Raw genomic sequence first — 15,315 nt, 5'->3', positions numbered from 1 at the left:
CCTTTTCGTCTCCTTGAACTCATGCGTCCGTGCCGCGGGGCAGCCACGGCGACTGCCAACCGCGGTGACCGCGCAGCAACGACTGCGCGGCTTCCGGACCCCAGGAACCGCGATCGTACCGATGGATTTCACCCGGGTTGTCGAGCAGCGGCTGCACGATCCGCCACGTCTGCTCGATGCTGTCCTCGCGGGCGAACAACTGGTGATCGCCGACCAATCCGGCATACAGCAGCCGCTCATAGGGTCGTATCGGTTCACCGAGGTCCACCGCGAACGAGGAGTCCAGGTGGATATCTCGCCACGAGTCGTCGGTGTGGGCCGAAATCTGCAGTCGCATACCCGGATCGGGGTCGATACGCAGCACAATCTGGTTGGGCTCGGCCGGTCGGCGGTTGGGCAGAAAGGCCAATGCCGGAACTCGGCGTAGAAATAGCCGTACTTCGGTGACCTTCGCGGGCAGCTCTTTTCCGGCCCGCACGAAGATCGGCACCCCGGCCCAGCGCCAGTTGTCGATCTCGGTTCGCAGCGCGACATACGTTTCGGTCGCCGAATCGCTTGCTACGCCCGCAACTTCGGTGTAGCCGAGGTACTGCCCACGCACGCACCGATCGGGATCCAGCGGCGCCATCGCCCGGAAGACCTCGGCCTTCTTGTCGTTGAGGTCATCGGCGCTGGAACCGACCGGCGGTTCCATCGTCACCAGCGCCAGCACCTGCAGCAGATGGTTTTGCACGACGTCACGCAGGGCACCGACGGCGTCGTAAAACTTGCCGCGGTCCTCCACCCCGAAGTCCTCGGCCATGGTGATGTGGATCTCGGAGATGCTGTTGCGATCCCAGAGCTCGGCTAACGCCTGATTGGCGAACCTCAGGTACTCCAGCTCGACGACGGGCTGCTTGCCCAGAAAGTGGTCCACACGCAGGATTTGGTCTTCGCCCAACACCGCTCGCAGCCGGGCGTTGAGTTCGAGCGCGGAGGCCAGGTCGTGGCCGAACGGCTTTTCCACGGCAACGCGTGCGCGCTCCAACAGCCGCACGTTCGCGAGATTTTCGACAATCGGCGCGAACAGCGCCGGCGGCATTTCCAGGTAATACAGCGGCCGACAGGCCGAGCCAATCAGTTCGGCCAGCGAATCGTAGAGCTGGCTGTCGGTGACGTCACCGTGCAGGTAGGACAACCGGCCCGCCAACCGGTCGAACACCGCATCGTCGATCTTTTCGGTACGACCGATGGACTCGCGAGCCCACTTGACCAACTGCCCGACGGACATGTCGTCACTGGCCACACCCAGGATGGGGCAGTCCAGCAACTGGTGGCGCTCGAGCCGATACAACGCGCGGAAGGTCATCTTGCGGGCCAGGTCACCGGTAATTCCGAAGATCACCAACAGATCTGACGCGCCACCTCCGCCGTCAACCAAACCCGCACCTCCAGACTTGCTTTCCCGCGGCGGCCGAACTCAACCCTAGCCCATTGGCCCGACAACCCGGCGCTGCAGATCACGGTCTACATCCTGGCCGGGATCGCCACGATCGAGGCCGGCAGACTCGTCCCGATGCGCATCCGGCTGAGGCGGATACGCCAGGAAACCGAGCAACCGCGGGAGCGGCTCGACGCCCGCAATGCTGTCGGGTGGTCGTGAGGCGGTAAAGACGGTCTGGCAGACCGCGAACCTGGTGCGCAAAGAAGGGTTCGGAGCGGCCGTGCGCAGCTCCATCGAGGACCCCGCCGACTGGGCCGAGGTAGAGCGTCCCGACCTGGCTCGGGTAACCCCGGACGGCCGGGTGGTGATCCTGTTCTCCGACATCGAGGAGTCCACCGCGCTCGACGAACGAATCGGGGATCGCACATGGGTCAAGTTGATTGGCGCGCATGACAAGCTGGTTCATGAGCTGGTGCGGCGCTGGTCCGGGCACATGGTCACGAGTCAGGGTGACGGGTTCATGATCGCGTTCTCCCGCGCCGAACAGGCGGTGCGGTGCGGCATCGACGTCCAGGACGCGCTGCGCAAGAGCGCAAAGCGTAAGCGGAACCAGGGAATTCGGGTGCGGATCGGCATCCACACGGGGCGCTCGGTGCGGCGCGGTGACGATCTGTTCGGCCGCAACGTCGCAATGGCCGCTCGGGTTGCGCGGCAAGCGGTCGGCGGCCAGATCGCTGGTAAGCGAACCGGTGCACGACGCCGTCAGCGACTGTGCCGATACCCGTTTCGGCAGCTATCGCCAGTCCTCGGTCGACGCGGCACCCGGGCCGGACCTGGACTGATAACCGTCGACGTCGGATTCGGCCAGCCTCTGGTGCAATCGGGCCCGCACCTCGTCGGGCGTGTAGGCACGTCGTTTCCGTTGATCGCGCGCCACCAGGGCTCCACCCGCGACGACGCCGGCGACACCGGCCAGCCCGACCCACTTCCACACGTTGCGCACCCCGACAGGCTATATCCGCCTATGGTTCATGGGGTGGACCCGAGCACGCTAACGCTGGACCGAGCGCTGAACGAAACCCGCACCGGCGACCTCTGGCTGTTTCGCGGCCGTTCCCGACCCGACCGGGCGATCCAGACCTTGACGAACGCCCCGGTGAACCACGTCGGCATGACGGTGGCCATCGACGACCTGCCGCCGCTGATCTGGCATGCCGAACTGGGCGACAAGCTGCTCGACGTGTGGACCGGCACCAACCACCGCGGCGTGCAGCTCAACGACGCCCGCCAAGTCGTGCGGCAGTGGACCGGCCGTTATCGGCAACGATGCTGGCTGCGTCAACTGACACCGCACGCCAACCGCGACCAGGAGGACAAACTGCTGCGGGTCATCGCGCGGATGAACGGCACGCCTTTCCCAACCACCGCCCGGTTGACCGGCCGGTGGCTGCGCGGCCGGCTTCCGACCCTCAACGATTGGCTGCGCGGCATACCGGTGCTGGACCGCAAGGTGCGCGAACAAACCCAGCGACGTAAGCAACAGCAGCGCACGATGGGCCTGGCGACGGCATATTGCGCGGAGACGGTGGCCATCACCTATGAGGAAATGGGATTGCTGGTCACCGACAAGGACGCGCACTGGTTCGACCCCGGCAAGTTCTGGAGCGGTGACTCGCTGCCCCTGGCGCCGGGTTATCGGCTGGGTCACGAAATCGCGGTCGACGTGGGCGGCTGATCGGGCCTCGCCGGTTACCCGACCGTCATCTCCCCCATCGCCGACCAACCCGTCGCATCGATGGTTTGGCTGATGATCTTGGGGGTGGACGCCAGTGCCTTCGGCAGTTCCCGCATGGCCTGCCTGAAGTGATCGCTGTTGACGTGTACGCCGCCGGCCTCGCCGTCACGGAAGGCTTCGACCAGGACGTACTCGGCCGGGTCGTCGAGGCTGCGGGACCACTCGAACCATAGGTTGCCCTCTTCGGCACGCGTGGCCGCGGTGAACGATGCGACCAAATCCGGCCAGCGCTCGGTCCACTCGGGTTTGGTCTCGAACTTGACGACGATGAAGATCATTGCCGCTCAGGGTACCCGGGCCGGGCACGTACACTCCATACTCCCACTTTGCGCTCACGATAAACGGTGACAACGTGCGTTGTCCACGGTTTGGGCACATGCCTGACGGGGCGACATCGCCGTGCGCATGGTGCGCTCCCGGGGCCGAGAAGTGGGTAACCGGTGCTGGCCTTGAGGCCCCAGCGTCATTTCACCCAGAGCCGGAGCGCCCGGCGGCTACGCTGTGTGCTCGACGATGACGTATGGGTGCCCTGGGCACGGTCAGGGGGTTGCAGGACAGCAACACGGCATTTGTCGGTGCGCTGCATAGCGGGAACCTGTTGGGGGCCACCGGTGCGGTTCTGCAGGCTCCGGGCAACGCCGTCAACGGTTTCTTGTTCGGCCAGACGTCGATATCGCAGTCGATTGACGTGTCACCGGAGTACGGACACGAGTTGGTCGCTGTCAGCGACCCGGTTGGCGGAACTGCTGGCTCCGCTCGAGCCGGTCACGGTTACGTTCACGCCGACCTTCGGTGAACCGGACATGGTCCATCTGAGTGGCACGAAGTTCGGGGGCCTTGTCCCGGCCCTCTTCGAAGGGGTGCGCGCCGGCTTCTAAGCGCGGTTCGTCGGCCATTCGACTACACATCCGTATGGCAGCGCCGTGCTTGCATAAGTGAAATCGTTCCGTGGACAACGATTTGGCGAAGGCGTTGGAGAAGCGCCAAGAATATTTCCGCCACGGAAGGATTGGTTTGGGTACACTCTATTTCCCGACGATTACTGGGTGATTTCTTTTTGCTAAGAGGGACGTGCTGAACCCGCGGCAGCCGCTTATAGGGGCCGGCCAGACCGGCGCCGCCGCGGCCAGCGCGGCTGAGAGCGCCCCTGGCATAGTCCGGAGTTTGTTGATTGATAAGCGTCAACAGCGTTGCAAGAGCAATCATGGACGCGAACGCTACCGACAATATCCATAGGAAATCAATTCTTGTGGTGCTTATCACGCATTATCCAAATAATGGCCCGTCCCACGCGTACAGCGGATATGTCACGCAACAATATAAAAATAGATACGGAAGGGTTCAGTGCGAATGTAACAAATCAACATAAATCACGCTATCGCGCCAAATCGGGCAATGAACATGGCCGAACATGCGCCACGCGGCACCGGGTCGATTACTCCCAGCAACGCTGACGGTATACAACTCAGGACACTTCCTCAGCCAGCGCAACACCGCTTTCCGCGCACGCCGCCTTCAACCGCTTGTCCCGCGTCCATAGTCGCGCGCCGCCAACCAGAGCCACCGAACCAAGAAGGTTGGCATCGACGGCACCGAGTCCCCGACCCCACAACCGCCGCCGACCGACAAGCCGCAACACTTCGTCGTGGGTCACCACCGGAAACTGGTAGAGGTTGGCCAACAGATCGAGAACAACGTCTCGCTGCTTGATCGAGCCAAGCGCCAGCTCCTCGATGACGAGCGGATGGCAACCGGCCTCGTCATCGCCCAGCAGCTCGACGAGTCGCGCGTCGGCGGCGCGCAGGTGCTCAATCCATACCGAAGTGTCGACCAGGATCACCGGGGCGACGTCCGGCGTCTCGGCGCCGCGGTAGCTTGCGGGTCGGTGCCGCCGAGAGCCGCCAACCGCCGGGCGCTCTCCACCCGGACCAGTGTCTGCAACCCCTCGCGCAGGAGCGTCGACTTCTCTTTCACCCCAGTCAATTCGGCCGCTTTGGCTAACAAGGCGTCGTCAACGGTCACCGTCGTCCTCATTCACCAACTCCCATCAATACATGCATCACTCGATGCAAGCAATGATGCCATGGGATCTGGGCTCTGGCTGCGTCCCGGCTTTCCCGCCTACACGTTGAATCGGAACTCCACTACGTCACCGTCGGCCATCACGTAGTCCTTGCCTTCGATCCGGACCTTGCCGGCCGCCTTGGCCGCCGCCATCGAACCCGCGGCCACCAGGTCGTCGTAGGACACGATCTCGGCCTTGATGAAACCCTTCTCGAAGTCGCTGTGGATCACCCCGGCCGCCTTCGGCGCGGTGTCGCCTTGATGGATGGTCCACGCCCGCGCTTCCTTGGGGCCCGCGGTCAAAAAGGTCTGCAACTTCAGGGTGTGAAAACCCGCCCGGGCCAGCGCGTCCAGCCCGCGCTCGCTCTGCCCGATGGACTCCAGCAGCTCCGCGGCCGACTCGTCGTCCAGTTCGGTCAACTCCGACTCGATGGCGGCGTCCAGGAACACCGCATCGGCGGGCGCCACCAACGCGCGCAGCTCACCGACTCGCGCCGGGTCGGTGAGCACCGCCTCGTCGGCGTTGAACACATACAGGAAGGGCTTGGTGGTCAGCAGGTTCAGCTCGCGCAACGCGGCGGCATCCACCCCCGCGGCGAACAGCGTCTTGCCGGCGTCGAGCACCTGCTGGGCACGCAGTGCCGCGTCGTAGACCGGCTTGCGCGCCTTGTTGGTGCGCGCTTCCTTTTCCAGCCGGCCCGTGGCCCGCTCCAGGGTTTGCAGATCTGCCAGGATCAGCTCGGTCTCGACGACCTCAATGTCGGACTGGGGATCGACCCGTCCGGTGACATGAGTCACGTCGTCGTCGACGAACACCCGCACCACCTGACAAATGGCGTCGCATTCGCGGATATGAGCCAGGAACTTGTTACCCAGCCCGGCTCCCTCGGACGCCCCCTTGACCAGGCCGGCGATATCCACGAAGGTGACCGGCGCGGGTACGACTCGCTGCGATCCGAAAAGCTCAGCAAGCTTGTCCAGGCGGGGATCGGGCAGGGAGACGACACCTTCGTTCGGTTCGATCGTCGCGAACGGGTAGTTGGCCGCGACCACGTTGTTTCGGGTCAGCGCGTTGAAAAGTGTCGACTTGCCGACGTTGGGCAGGCCCACGATCCCCAGGCTCAAGCTCACAGAGAGCCAAGTTTAAGGCGAGGCGGTGCCGCCTTCGGCGCCATTGCCGGTACGGTCGACGTGTGTCAGCGCAGCGGGCGAGGTCGGCGGTACAGGCAAGTCACCGCTCGATTCACCCCCACATCCCAGGTGTGCCGTGGTGGGCTGCCATCCTGATCGCCGTCACCGCGACGGCGATCGGGTATGCAATCGACGCCGGATCGGGCCACAAGGCGCTAACCCTCGTCTTTACCGGCTGCTATATCGCCGGCTGCGTGGGGGCGGTCCTGGCCGTCCGGCAGTCGGACCTGTTCACCGCGCTCGTCCAGCCGCCACTGATACTTTTCTGCGCCGTGCCCGGGGCCTACTGGCTGTTCCACGGGGGCACGATCGGCAAGTTCAAAGACCTCTTGATCAACTGCGGCTACCCGCTCATCGAACGTTTCCCGCTGATGCTGGGCACGGCTGCCGGCGTGCTGCTGATCGGACTGGTCAGGTGGTATCTCGGGACGGCTCTGTTCGACAGCATCGCCAGGAAGCTCAGCTCGCTGATGACCGGCGATTCGGACGACGACGGCGGCCGGCGGTCGGCCCAGCGGCCTGCCCGTACTCGTTCCCGACACGCCCGACCCCCGTCGGAGGACAACCGCGAACCCATAGCCGAGCGTCGATCGCGCCGCCGCCCTAGGCCGCAGAATGATCCGCACCCGCGCCGCAATGCCCACGAACGGCCGGCACCGCGCAGCAGCCGCTTCGATTCTTACCGCAGCTACCAGCCGTCCGAACCCTCCGAGCCTGCCGAGCCCGTCAACCGGTACGAACGTCGGGGTGCTCGATACCAGCCCTATGCGCGCTACCAGCCCACCTACGAGCCCCAACGCCGACGCGCCCGTCCCAGCGAGCCAACCAACCCGACACACCATCCGATCTCGCAGGTCCGCTACCGTGGGTCAGCTACTCGCGACGCGCGGCGGGACAACTACCGCGAGGAGCAGCGGTTCGATCGGCGGGATCGTTCGCGGGCACCGCGCAGACCACCGGCTGAATCCTGGGAATACGACGTCTAACCGTGAGCGGATGTGCTCAGCGAGGTGAGCGGAGCTCCCGGGGCAATGCGAACACCAACGTCTCGTTGGCCGTTGTCACCGGTTGCACGATGTCGTAGCCGCATTCGGCCAGCCGCTCCAGCACACCGCGCACCAGCACCTCGGGGACCGATGCCCCCGACGTAACGCCGACCGTGGTAACGCCGTCCAGCCAGGCCGAGTCGATATCGTCGGCCCAGTCCACCAGGTGGGCGGCCCGCGCCCCGGCACCCAGCGCCACCTCGACCAGCCGAACCGAATTCGACGAATTGCGCGAGCCGACCACGATGACCAGCTCGCACTCGGGCGCCATCGCCTTGACCGCGACCTGCCGATTCTGGGTCGCATAGCAGATGTCGTCGCTGGGCGGATCCTGCAGCTTGGGGAAACGCCGACGCAACCGCCCGACAATCTCCATGGTCTCATCGACGGACAGGGTGGTCTGCGACAGCCAAACCACTTTGTCCTCGTCACGGACGGTCACCTGGTCGACGGCGTCCACCCCGTCGACCAGCTGCACATGATCGGGAGCTTCCCCAGCAGTACCGACGACTTCCTCGTGGCCCTCATGACCGATCAGCAAGATGTCGTAGTCGTCCCGGGCGAACCGCCTGGCCTCGTTGTGCACCTTGGTGACCAGCGGGCAGGTGGCGTCAATGACCTGCAGGTTGCGCTCGCTGGCGCTGACGTGCACCGTAGGCGCGACCCCGTGCGCGGAGAACACCACAATCGCTCCCTCGGGAACCTGCTCGGTCTCTTCGACGAAAACCGCACCGGCCTTAGCCAGGGTGTCAACCACGTGGCGGTTATGCACGATCTCGTGACGCACGTAGACAGGCGGGCCGTGTTTTTGAAGCGCGCGTTCGACCGTTTCGACGGCCCGATCCACGCCAGCGCAGTAGCCACGCGGCTCGGCCAGCAGCACCCGCTTACGGTTGGGACGGTCGGCCACCGATCGCGACGATACCGAAGCCCCGGGAATCCCCATGTCGACCGTCGGAACCATGGCATTCAGGGTACTTTGGGCCGACACGAACCCGCCAGCTCACGGCCACCGGCTTGGAGTTAGCCGCTGCTTGAGGCAGTCTTGGATCCATGGCTACTGCACCGTATGGGGTTCGGCTATTGGTCGGCGCGGCGACAGTCGCCGTTGAGGAGACGATGAAGCTGCCACGAACCATCCTGATGTACCCAATGACCCTGGCCAGCCAGGCGGCGCACGTGGTGATGCGATTCCAACAGGGCCTGGCCGAACTGGTGATCAAGGGCGACAACACCCTGGAGACGCTGTTTCCGCCCAAGGACGAGAAGCCGGAGTGGGCAACATTCGACGAGGACTTGCCCGACGCGCTCGAAGGGACTTCGATTCCATTGCTCGGCTTGTCGGGTGCCAGCGAAGCCAAGAACGACGATCGCCGGTCCGACGGGCGGTTCGCGTTGTACTCGGTATCCGATACGCCGGAAACGACGACAGCATCCATGAGTGCGGATCGCTCGACCAATCCCAAAACCGCCAAGCACCCCAAGTCGGCGGCCAAGCCGACAGTTCCGACGCCTGCGGTGGCAGCCGAACTCGACTATCCGGCGCTGACGCTGGCCCAGCTGCGGGCCAGGCTGCACACGCTCGATGTCCCCGAGCTCGAGGCCCTGCTGGCCTACGAGCAGGCCACCAAGGCCCGTGCCCCGTTCCAGACGCTGCTCGCCAACAGGATCACCCGCGCGACTGCGAAGTGACCCAGAATTCGGCGGAGAATCCGTTCCCGGTTCGCGCGGTGGCAATCCGGGTCGCGGGCTGGATCGACAAGCTGGGCGCGGTCTGGGTGGAGGGGCAATTGGCCCAGATCACAATGCGCCCAGACGCCAAGACGGTGTTCATGGTATTGCGCGATCCTGCGGCCGACATGTCGCTGACCGTGACGTGTTCCCGCGACCTGGTGCTGTCCGCGCCGGTGAAGCTGGCCGAAGGCGTTCAGGTAGTGGTCTGCGGCAAGCCCTCGTTCTACACCGGACGTGGCACATTCTCCTTGCGGCTCAGCGAGATTCGCGCTGTCGGCATCGGCGAGCTGCTGGCACGCATCGACCGGCTGCGCCGGCTGCTGGACGCCGAGGGGCTCTTCGACCCCCGCCTCAAGCGGCCGATCCCGTACCTGCCCAACATGATCGGTCTGATCACCGGCCGTGCGAGTGCCGCCGAACGTGACGTTACGACGGTGGCCTCGGCGCGCTGGCCAGCGGCACGTTTCGCCGTCCGCAACGTCGCCGTGCAGGGCCCCAACGCCGTCGGCCAGATCGTCGAGGCGCTGCGCGAGCTCGATCGAGACCCGGACGTCGACGTGATCGTGCTGGCCCGGGGCGGCGGCTCCGTCGAGGACCTGCTGCCGTTTTCTGACGAGACGTTGTGCCGCGCGATCGCGGCCTGCCGTACGCCCGTGGTCAGCGCCGTCGGTCACGAACCCGACAATCCGCTGTGCGATCTGGTCGTCGACCTGCGCGCCGCCACCCCCACCGACGCCGCCAAGAAAGTGGTTCCCGACACCGCAGCCGAGCAGCGGCTGATCGACGATCTGCGCCGGCGCAGCGCCCAGGCGTTGCGCAACTGGGTTTCCCGCGAGCAACGGGCAGTCGCGCAGTTGCGTAGCCGCCCGGTGCTGGCCGATCCGATGACGATGGTCAGCGTGCGCGCCGAGGAGGTCCACCGAGCCCGCTCGACGCTTCGTCGCAACCTCACCCTGATGGTCGCCGCCGAGACCGAACGCATCGGTCATCTGGCCGCACGCCTGGCCACGCTGGGCCCGGCCGCCACGCTCGCCCGCGGCTATGCCATAGTGCAGACCGTTGCTCAGACGGGACCCGAGGGCGGATCCGAACCACAGGTGCTGCGGTCGGTCCACGACGCACCGGAAGGCACCAAGCTGCGCGTGCGGGTTGCCGACGGAGCCCTAGCGGCGGTCAGTGAAGGACAAACCAATGGTCTGTGACCCCAACGGCGATGACACGGGCAGAACCCACGCAACTGTGCCTGTCAGTCAGCTTGGCTATGAAGCCTGCCGGGACGAGCTGATGGAAGTCGTGCGGCTTCTGGAGCAGGGCGGATTGGACCTCGATGCGTCGCTGCGACTGTGGGAAAGAGGGGAGCAACTCGCCAAAAGGTGCGAGGAGCACTTAGCTGGTGCACGCCAGCGGGTGTCCGATGTGCTGGCCGGCGACGAGGCCCAAAACGGCTAAGGCAAGGTTATGCTTCGCCGCATGGGTGATGCATCGCTGACAACCGAGCTCGGCCGCGTTCTGGTCACCGGCGGCGCGGGCTTCGTGGGCGCCAACCTGGTGACCACCTTGCTGGACCGCGGGCACTGGGTGCGTTCCTTCGACCGCGCGCCGTCGCTGTTGCCTGCGCATCCGCAACTGGAGGTGCTGCAAGGGGACATCACCGACGCGGACGTCTGCGCCGCGGCCGTGGACGGCATCGACACGATCTTCCACACCGCAGCGATCATCGAGCTGATGGGCGGCGCGTCGGTCACCGACGAGTACCGCCAACGTAGCTTTGCGGTCAACGTCGGCGGCACCGAGAACCTGCTGCACGCCGGCCAGCGGGCCGGGGTGCAGCGGTTCGTCTACACGTCATCCAACAGTGTGGTGATGGGCGGCCAGAACATCGCCGGCGGTGACGAGACGCTGCCCTATACCGACCGGTTCAACGACCTCTACACCGAGACCAAGGTGGTTGCCGAGCGATTCGTGTTGGCCCAGAACGGTGTCGACGGCATGCTGACGTGCGCGATCCGGCCCAGCGGCATCTGGGGAAACGGCGATCAGACGATGTTCCGCAAGCTGTTCGAAAGTGTGCTCAAGGGCCACGTCAAGGTGCTGGTCGGGCGCAAGTCGGCCCGGCTGGATAACTCTTACGTGCACAACCTGATTCACGGTTTCATCTTGGCCGCTGCCCATCTGGTGCCGGACGGCACAGCGCCCGGGCAGGCTTACTTCATCAACGACGCAGAGCCGATCAATATGTTCGAGTTCGCTCGGCCGGTGCTCGAGGCGTGCGGGCAGCGCTGGCCGAAGATGCGGATTTCCGGCCCCGCGGTCCGCTGGGTAATGACGGGGTGGCAGCGGCTGCACTTCCGATTCGGATTCCCCGCGCCGCTGCTCGAGCCGCTGGCCGTCGAACGGCTGTACCTGGACAACTACTTTTCGATCGCTAAGGCACGCCGCGACCTGGGCTATGAGCCGCTGTTCACCACCCAGCAGGCGCTGACCGAATGCCTGCCGTACTACGTGAGTCTGTTTGAGCAGATGAAGAACGAGGCCCGGGCGGAAAAAACGGCCGCCACAGTCAAGCCGTAGCCAGAATTATCTGAAACTCACCACTTGCTGCCCCAGGTAGCTCGGATGTGTGCGTCGACGTCGTGCACGACGGCGTCTCGCCTGCCGATAATCAGGCAGGCACGATGGGCCTCCTCGTAACATGGCCAGTCTGGCTCGCCATCGGGACCCGTGGGTTTGCCCCGCGTCGCGAAATTGATCCACCGCGTCCGTACCCTCCGGGACACCGCTATGGCGGCTTTGGCGCCGCCCAACTTCAATGCAGGGTCCTGGGATCCTCCGAGATTGCCCCAGACGTAAGGCAATTCGGTGGCATGGGCGGCCCGGACCAGCAGCAGCTTCAGCAGCGGAGTCGAGTAGTCAAACCGATACAGATACACCGGCGCCGCCCCGCTGTGCCCTTCAGCGAGCCACACCGACGGCATCCGGAAGCCGACGTCGGTAGCCATACTCAATGAGCGTGCTTTGCGCCGCCATCGCGAGTACGCGGAGCCGATCTGCTCCTCGGTTGGCACTTGCAGATCGGGCTGTTCGGCGGCAATCTGGGTGAACATCGACGTGATCGCGCGGGGTGATCGGCATCAGCGGCGAGCGCATCAACCGAAAGAGCGCCGACTCGTGCTTGTTGGTGCCGATGATCAAGGGAACCGGGTGTGAGCGGCCCTCCTGCGCCAGCTTGACCGGGTAGTCGGGCAGCAGATCGCCGTCGACGATCGGGACGAACGCCAGCGTGCCGGGGTTACGAACCGGCACTTCGTTGAACACTTCGCTGGACGCGGAAAGGATTGCCGCGGTCGGCACTTCATGAACCTGTGCACATCGGACGGGTCGATTCCCAGCTTGTCGAGGACGCAAACCGCAACGCGCCGAGCCCTCACCTGGTCGTAGACCGATGTCGCCGGTGAGCTCTGGGCGATCGCCGCCGCGAACAGACCCGCGGCCGCCGGGGTGGCGAGCAGGGTCGTGACGATTCCCGCGCGGATTCACCGAACAGCGTGACCTTCTCGGGATCGCCGCCAAACACCGCGATGTTGTCTGCTACCCAGCGCAGCACGGCCAGCACGTCACGCAGGCCGATATTCGAGTCGAACCGTCGCCGTGACGTGTTGAACGACGACAAGTCCAGGAAGCCAAGCGCTCCGAGCCGGTAGTTGACCGTCACCACGACCACGTCGCCGCTGGCGGCCAACCTGCGGCCGTTATAGAGCGGCTGGCTGCCCGATCCCAGGATGTAGGCGCCCCCGTGCAGCCACACCATCACGGGTTTTCCGTCACCGGGCTCGGTGTCCGCCGGCGCCCAAATGTTCAGGCTCCAACAGTCCTCGCTCTGCGACGCCCCTAAATCGAGCGCCATGTTGGGGATGGCCGGCTGCGGGCAGGCCGGACCGAAGGTTGTGGCGTCGGCGACCTCGGTCCACCGTTCGGGAGGTTCGGGCGTCCGGAACCTCAGGTCACCTAGTGGTGGCGCGGCATACCGGATGCCTTTCCACACTTTGACGCGGCCATCATCGGCGCCCCGGACCGGACCATAGCGGGATTCGGCCACGCAGCTGTCGACGACCATACTTCTGGAATGTACCTACCCTGGGGGGTCGTCCTCGCCGGCGGCGCGAACGGTTTTGGGGCGGGTGCATACCAAACTGGTACCATCTGTGAAGTGAGTACACAGATTGCGGTTCGCTTGCCCGATGAGATTGTCGCGTTCATCGACGACGAAGTCCGGGGACAGCATGCCCGTAGCCGTGCGGCTGTCGTGCTGCGGGCGCTGGAACGGGAACGCCGCCGTCGTCTCGCCGAACGCGACGCGGAGATCCTCGCCACCAACACGTCAGCCACGGGTGATCTGGATACGCTGGCCGGCCACTGCGCTCGTACCGCCCTCGACATCGACTGATGCGACCTATCCACATCGCACAGCTTGACAAGGCTAGACCCGTCCTGATCCTTACCCGCGAGGTCGTACGTCCGCACCTCACGAACGTCACCGTCGCCCCGATCACGACAACCGTGCGTGGGCTAGCCACCGAAGTCCCGACAGATGGACCCGTGTTCTTGGACAGTGGGTTAAGTGGGGGCTGCTTCGATGATGGCTGAACAGTCGAAGGAGCGGATCTCATGGCAAGGCGCAAGCGTAGGAATCATTCGCCGCAGTTCAAGGCCAAGGTGGCGTTGGCGGCATTGACCGAAGAGCAGACGTTGGCGCAATTGGCGCAGCGCTTCGATGTGCACCCGAACCAGATCACGGCGTGGAAGCGGCAGCTGCTGGAAGGCGCTGCTGGCATGTTCGGGTCCGGCTCGGGGCCAGTCGCCGATAGCGAGGCCAAGATCAAGGAGCTGCACGCCAAGATCGGTGAGCTGACGATGGAGCGCGATTTTTTAGATCGCGGGCTCGCGCGCTTGGACCCCAAGTGAGGCGTGCCATGATCGACCGCGACGACAGGTTGCCCGTCACCAGCCAGTGTGAGCTGCTGGATGTGGCGCGTTCAACGGTGTACTACCAGCCCAAGCCGACGCCGGCCGGCGACATCGATCTGATGCGCAGGATCGATGAAATCCACCTGACCCACCCGTTTTTAGGCAGTCGACGCATCGTCGACGCCCTTGCCGAGGACGGCTTGGTGGTCAATCGCAAGAAGGTGGTGCGCCTGATGCGCATCATGGGGCTGGCGGCTTTGTATCCGAAGCGACGGACCACGATCCCGGCGCTCGGGCACCGGATCTACCCGTACCTGCTGCGCGGGCTGAAAATCGACCGGCCCAATCAGGTGTGGTGCGCGGACGTGACGTATCTGCCGATGGCCCACGGCTTCATGTACCTCGTTGCAGTCATGGACTGGTACTCGCGCAAGGTGCTGTGCTGGCGGCTGTCCAACACGATGGACACCAGTTTCTGCATTGATGCCCTCACCGCGGCGATCGAAGCCTACGGCGCTCCGGAAATGTTCAACACCGACCAAGGCGCCCAGTTCACCAGCGAGGCATTCACCGGGGTGCTGAACCGCCACGGCATCACCATCAGCATGGATGGTCGGGGCCGGTGGATGGACAACGTATTCATCGAACGGCTTTGGCGCAGCGTCAAATACGAGGAGGTCTACCTCAAGGCATATGAGAACGGCACCCAGGCCAAGAAAGGGCTCGGCGACTACTTCGAGTTCTACAACAGCCGACGACGTCACCAGGGTGTGAACCACCGTACCCCTGACGAGGTCTACCATCAGACCCTGTCGCTACCGCAAGCGGCATAACCAGCAGCAGCCCTCCACCTACGAACCGCCGCGGCCTGTCCAACCGATGGGGTCCAGCTCTCCGGTAGACGCGGTGAACGGGCTGAATCAACCGTCAGTCGTCAGCTGCGACAACATCCAAACGATCCCGGTGTGTGACCTTGGTCGTCAAATCGGCTACCTGCTCGCGTCGCAGGAGCCGGCTCTAGCCGAGGCCATCGGCAACGCGTTCGACCTCGATTGGGTGGTGGCATAGGTCTACAGCACTGCACCGACATCCGTTGA

Annotated in this window: 17 protein-coding genes and 5 pseudogenes; 12 read left to right on the top strand and 10 right to left on the bottom strand. The window is 64.7% G+C overall.

The genetic code is table 11. From position 1 onward, the window contains the following. Window positions 1–19 precede the first annotated feature (19 nt). Window positions 20–1,420, bottom strand: a complete 1,401-nt coding sequence (locus MCAN_RS05975; protein ID WP_003898735.1) for a glucose-6-phosphate dehydrogenase — start codon at window positions 1,418–1,420, stop codon at window positions 20–22. A gap of 72 nt (window positions 1,421–1,492) precedes the next feature. On the opposite strand from MCAN_RS05975, the pseudogene MCAN_RS05970 reads away from it, so the two are divergent. Then, a pseudogene (locus MCAN_RS05970) lies at window positions 1,493–2,265 on the top strand (adenylate/guanylate cyclase domain-containing protein). Here the strand turns inward: MCAN_RS05970 and MCAN_RS23050 are convergent. Then, a complete protein-coding gene (locus MCAN_RS23050; RefSeq protein WP_174887875.1) occupies window positions 2,217–2,426 on the bottom strand; it encodes a hypothetical protein in 210 nt (69 codons plus the stop codon). The pseudogene MCAN_RS05970 and the gene MCAN_RS23050 overlap by 49 nt on opposite strands. Window positions 2,427–2,447: 21 nt before the next feature. Here MCAN_RS23050 and MCAN_RS05960 point away from each other — a divergent pair, with 21 nt between their 5' ends. Beyond that, the gene (locus MCAN_RS05960) at window positions 2,448–3,158 is read left to right on the top strand and encodes a guanylate cyclase (RefSeq protein WP_174887874.1); all 711 of its coding nucleotides are present in this window, start codon (window positions 2,448–2,450) and stop codon (window positions 3,156–3,158) included. A gap of 14 nt (window positions 3,159–3,172) precedes the next feature. Here MCAN_RS05960 and MCAN_RS05955 read toward each other — a convergent pair whose 3' ends face one another. Continuing rightward, on the bottom strand, window positions 3,173–3,496 hold the full coding sequence (locus tag MCAN_RS05955) for a putative quinol monooxygenase (protein ID WP_014000615.1): 324 nt from the start codon (window positions 3,494–3,496) through the stop codon (window positions 3,173–3,175). A 242-nt stretch (window positions 3,497–3,738) separates the two neighbouring features. Between MCAN_RS05955 and MCAN_RS05950 the strand changes: the two genes are divergently transcribed. Further along, window positions 3,739–4,014: a hypothetical protein gene (locus MCAN_RS05950; protein WP_014000614.1), complete on the top strand. Its 276-nt coding sequence runs from the start codon at window positions 3,739–3,741 to the stop codon at window positions 4,012–4,014. On the opposite strand, the gene MCAN_RS05945 is transcribed toward MCAN_RS05950, so the two are convergent. From MCAN_RS05945 to ychF, 5 genes and pseudogenes are all read right to left on the bottom strand, one after another. After that, a complete protein-coding gene (locus tag MCAN_RS05945) occupies window positions 3,941–4,126 on the bottom strand; it encodes a hypothetical protein (protein ID WP_003901093.1) in 186 nt (61 codons plus the stop codon). The two genes, MCAN_RS05950 and MCAN_RS05945, sit on opposite strands and share 74 nt — an antisense overlap. Before the next feature lie 117 nt (window positions 4,127–4,243). Then, window positions 4,244–4,387: pseudogene (locus MCAN_RS24095) on the bottom strand (hypothetical protein); the annotation flags it as partial. 296 nt (window positions 4,388–4,683) lie between these two features. Continuing rightward, the gene (locus MCAN_RS05940) at window positions 4,684–5,058 is read right to left on the bottom strand and encodes a type II toxin-antitoxin system VapC family toxin (protein WP_003405865.1); all 375 of its coding nucleotides are present in this window, start codon (window positions 5,056–5,058) and stop codon (window positions 4,684–4,686) included. After that, complete coding sequence (locus MCAN_RS05935; protein ID WP_003405863.1) at window positions 5,055–5,252, bottom strand: type II toxin-antitoxin system VapB family antitoxin; 198 nt, start codon at window positions 5,250–5,252, stop codon at window positions 5,055–5,057. The genes MCAN_RS05940 and MCAN_RS05935 overlap by 4 nt, the downstream gene beginning before the upstream one ends. An 87-nt stretch (window positions 5,253–5,339) precedes the next feature. Further along, window positions 5,340–6,413, bottom strand: coding sequence for a redox-regulated ATPase YchF (gene ychF, locus MCAN_RS05930; RefSeq protein ID WP_003898732.1), 1,074 nt, complete (start codon window positions 6,411–6,413; stop codon window positions 5,340–5,342). Between the two features lie 62 nt (window positions 6,414–6,475). On the opposite strand from ychF, the gene MCAN_RS05925 reads away from it, so the two are divergent. After that, window positions 6,476–7,459 carry a DUF6542 domain-containing protein gene (locus MCAN_RS05925; RefSeq protein ID WP_014000612.1) on the top strand — a complete coding sequence of 328 codons (984 nt, stop codon included), beginning with the start codon at window positions 6,476–6,478 and terminating at the stop codon, window positions 7,457–7,459. 16 nt (window positions 7,460–7,475) lie between these two features. On the opposite strand, the gene MCAN_RS05920 is transcribed toward MCAN_RS05925, so the two are convergent. Next, window positions 7,476–8,483 (bottom strand): 4-hydroxy-3-methylbut-2-enyl diphosphate reductase, encoded by a 1,008-nt coding sequence (locus tag MCAN_RS05920; RefSeq protein ID WP_003405853.1) that lies wholly within the window; start codon window positions 8,481–8,483, stop codon window positions 7,476–7,478. A gap of 89 nt (window positions 8,484–8,572) precedes the next feature. On the opposite strand from MCAN_RS05920, the gene MCAN_RS05915 reads away from it, so the two are divergent. The 4 genes from MCAN_RS05915 to MCAN_RS05900 are packed head-to-tail and all read left to right on the top strand — an operon-like array spanning window position 8,573 to window position 11,824. Then, window positions 8,573–9,211: a lipid droplet-associated protein gene (locus MCAN_RS05915; RefSeq protein ID WP_014000611.1), complete on the top strand. Its 639-nt coding sequence runs from the start codon at window positions 8,573–8,575 to the stop codon at window positions 9,209–9,211. Further along, window positions 9,208–10,455 (top strand): exodeoxyribonuclease VII large subunit, encoded by a 1,248-nt coding sequence (gene xseA, locus MCAN_RS05910; RefSeq protein ID WP_003405846.1) that lies wholly within the window; start codon window positions 9,208–9,210, stop codon window positions 10,453–10,455. Before MCAN_RS05915 ends, xseA begins: the two co-directional genes overlap by 4 nt. Continuing rightward, complete coding sequence (locus tag MCAN_RS05905) at window positions 10,445–10,702, top strand: exodeoxyribonuclease VII small subunit (protein ID WP_003405844.1); 258 nt, start codon at window positions 10,445–10,447, stop codon at window positions 10,700–10,702. The genes xseA and MCAN_RS05905 overlap by 11 nt, the downstream gene beginning before the upstream one ends. A gap of 9 nt (window positions 10,703–10,711) precedes the next feature. Next, on the top strand, window positions 10,712–11,824 hold the full coding sequence (locus MCAN_RS05900) for a 3 beta-hydroxysteroid dehydrogenase/delta 5-->4-isomerase (protein WP_003405840.1): 1,113 nt from the start codon (window positions 10,712–10,714) through the stop codon (window positions 11,822–11,824). 6 nt (window positions 11,825–11,830) lie between these two features. On the opposite strand, the pseudogene MCAN_RS21180 reads toward MCAN_RS05900, so the two are convergent. Continuing rightward, window positions 11,831–13,367: pseudogene (locus MCAN_RS21180) on the bottom strand (carboxylesterase/lipase family protein). Between the two features lie 9 nt (window positions 13,368–13,376). On the opposite strand from MCAN_RS21180, the gene mazE3 reads away from it, so the two are divergent. From mazE3 to mazF3 (MCAN_RS05865), 4 genes and pseudogenes are all read left to right on the top strand, one after another. Then, window positions 13,377–13,697, top strand: coding sequence for a type II toxin-antitoxin system antitoxin MazE3 (mazE3, locus tag MCAN_RS05885; protein WP_003405836.1), 321 nt, complete (start codon window positions 13,377–13,379; stop codon window positions 13,695–13,697). Continuing rightward, window positions 13,697–13,843 (top strand): annotated as a pseudogene (gene mazF3 / locus MCAN_RS05880) (type II toxin-antitoxin system toxin endoribonuclease MazF3); the annotation flags it as partial. The gene mazE3 and the pseudogene mazF3 (MCAN_RS05880), both read left to right, overlap by 1 nt. 75 nt (window positions 13,844–13,918) lie before the next feature. Next, window positions 13,919–15,051 (top strand): IS3 family transposase gene (locus MCAN_RS05870; RefSeq protein WP_456319993.1). Its coding sequence is split into 2 segments (ribosomal slippage): window positions 13,919–14,174 and window positions 14,174–15,051, totalling 1,134 coding nucleotides; the frame shifts between segments, so codons are not numbered across the junction. Between the two features lie 58 nt (window positions 15,052–15,109). After that, window positions 15,110–15,286, top strand: a pseudogene (gene mazF3, locus MCAN_RS05865) (type II toxin-antitoxin system toxin endoribonuclease MazF3); the annotation flags it as partial. Window positions 15,287–15,315: the final 29 nt, after the last annotated feature.

This window comes from Mycobacterium canetti CIPT 140010059 (genome assembly GCF_000253375.1).
GTDB classification, from domain to species: Bacteria; Actinomycetota; Actinomycetes; order Mycobacteriales; family Mycobacteriaceae; genus Mycobacterium; species Mycobacterium tuberculosis.
Note: the sequence above shows the minus strand (reverse complement) of the source record. Positions and strands in the feature narration are given on the sequence as shown.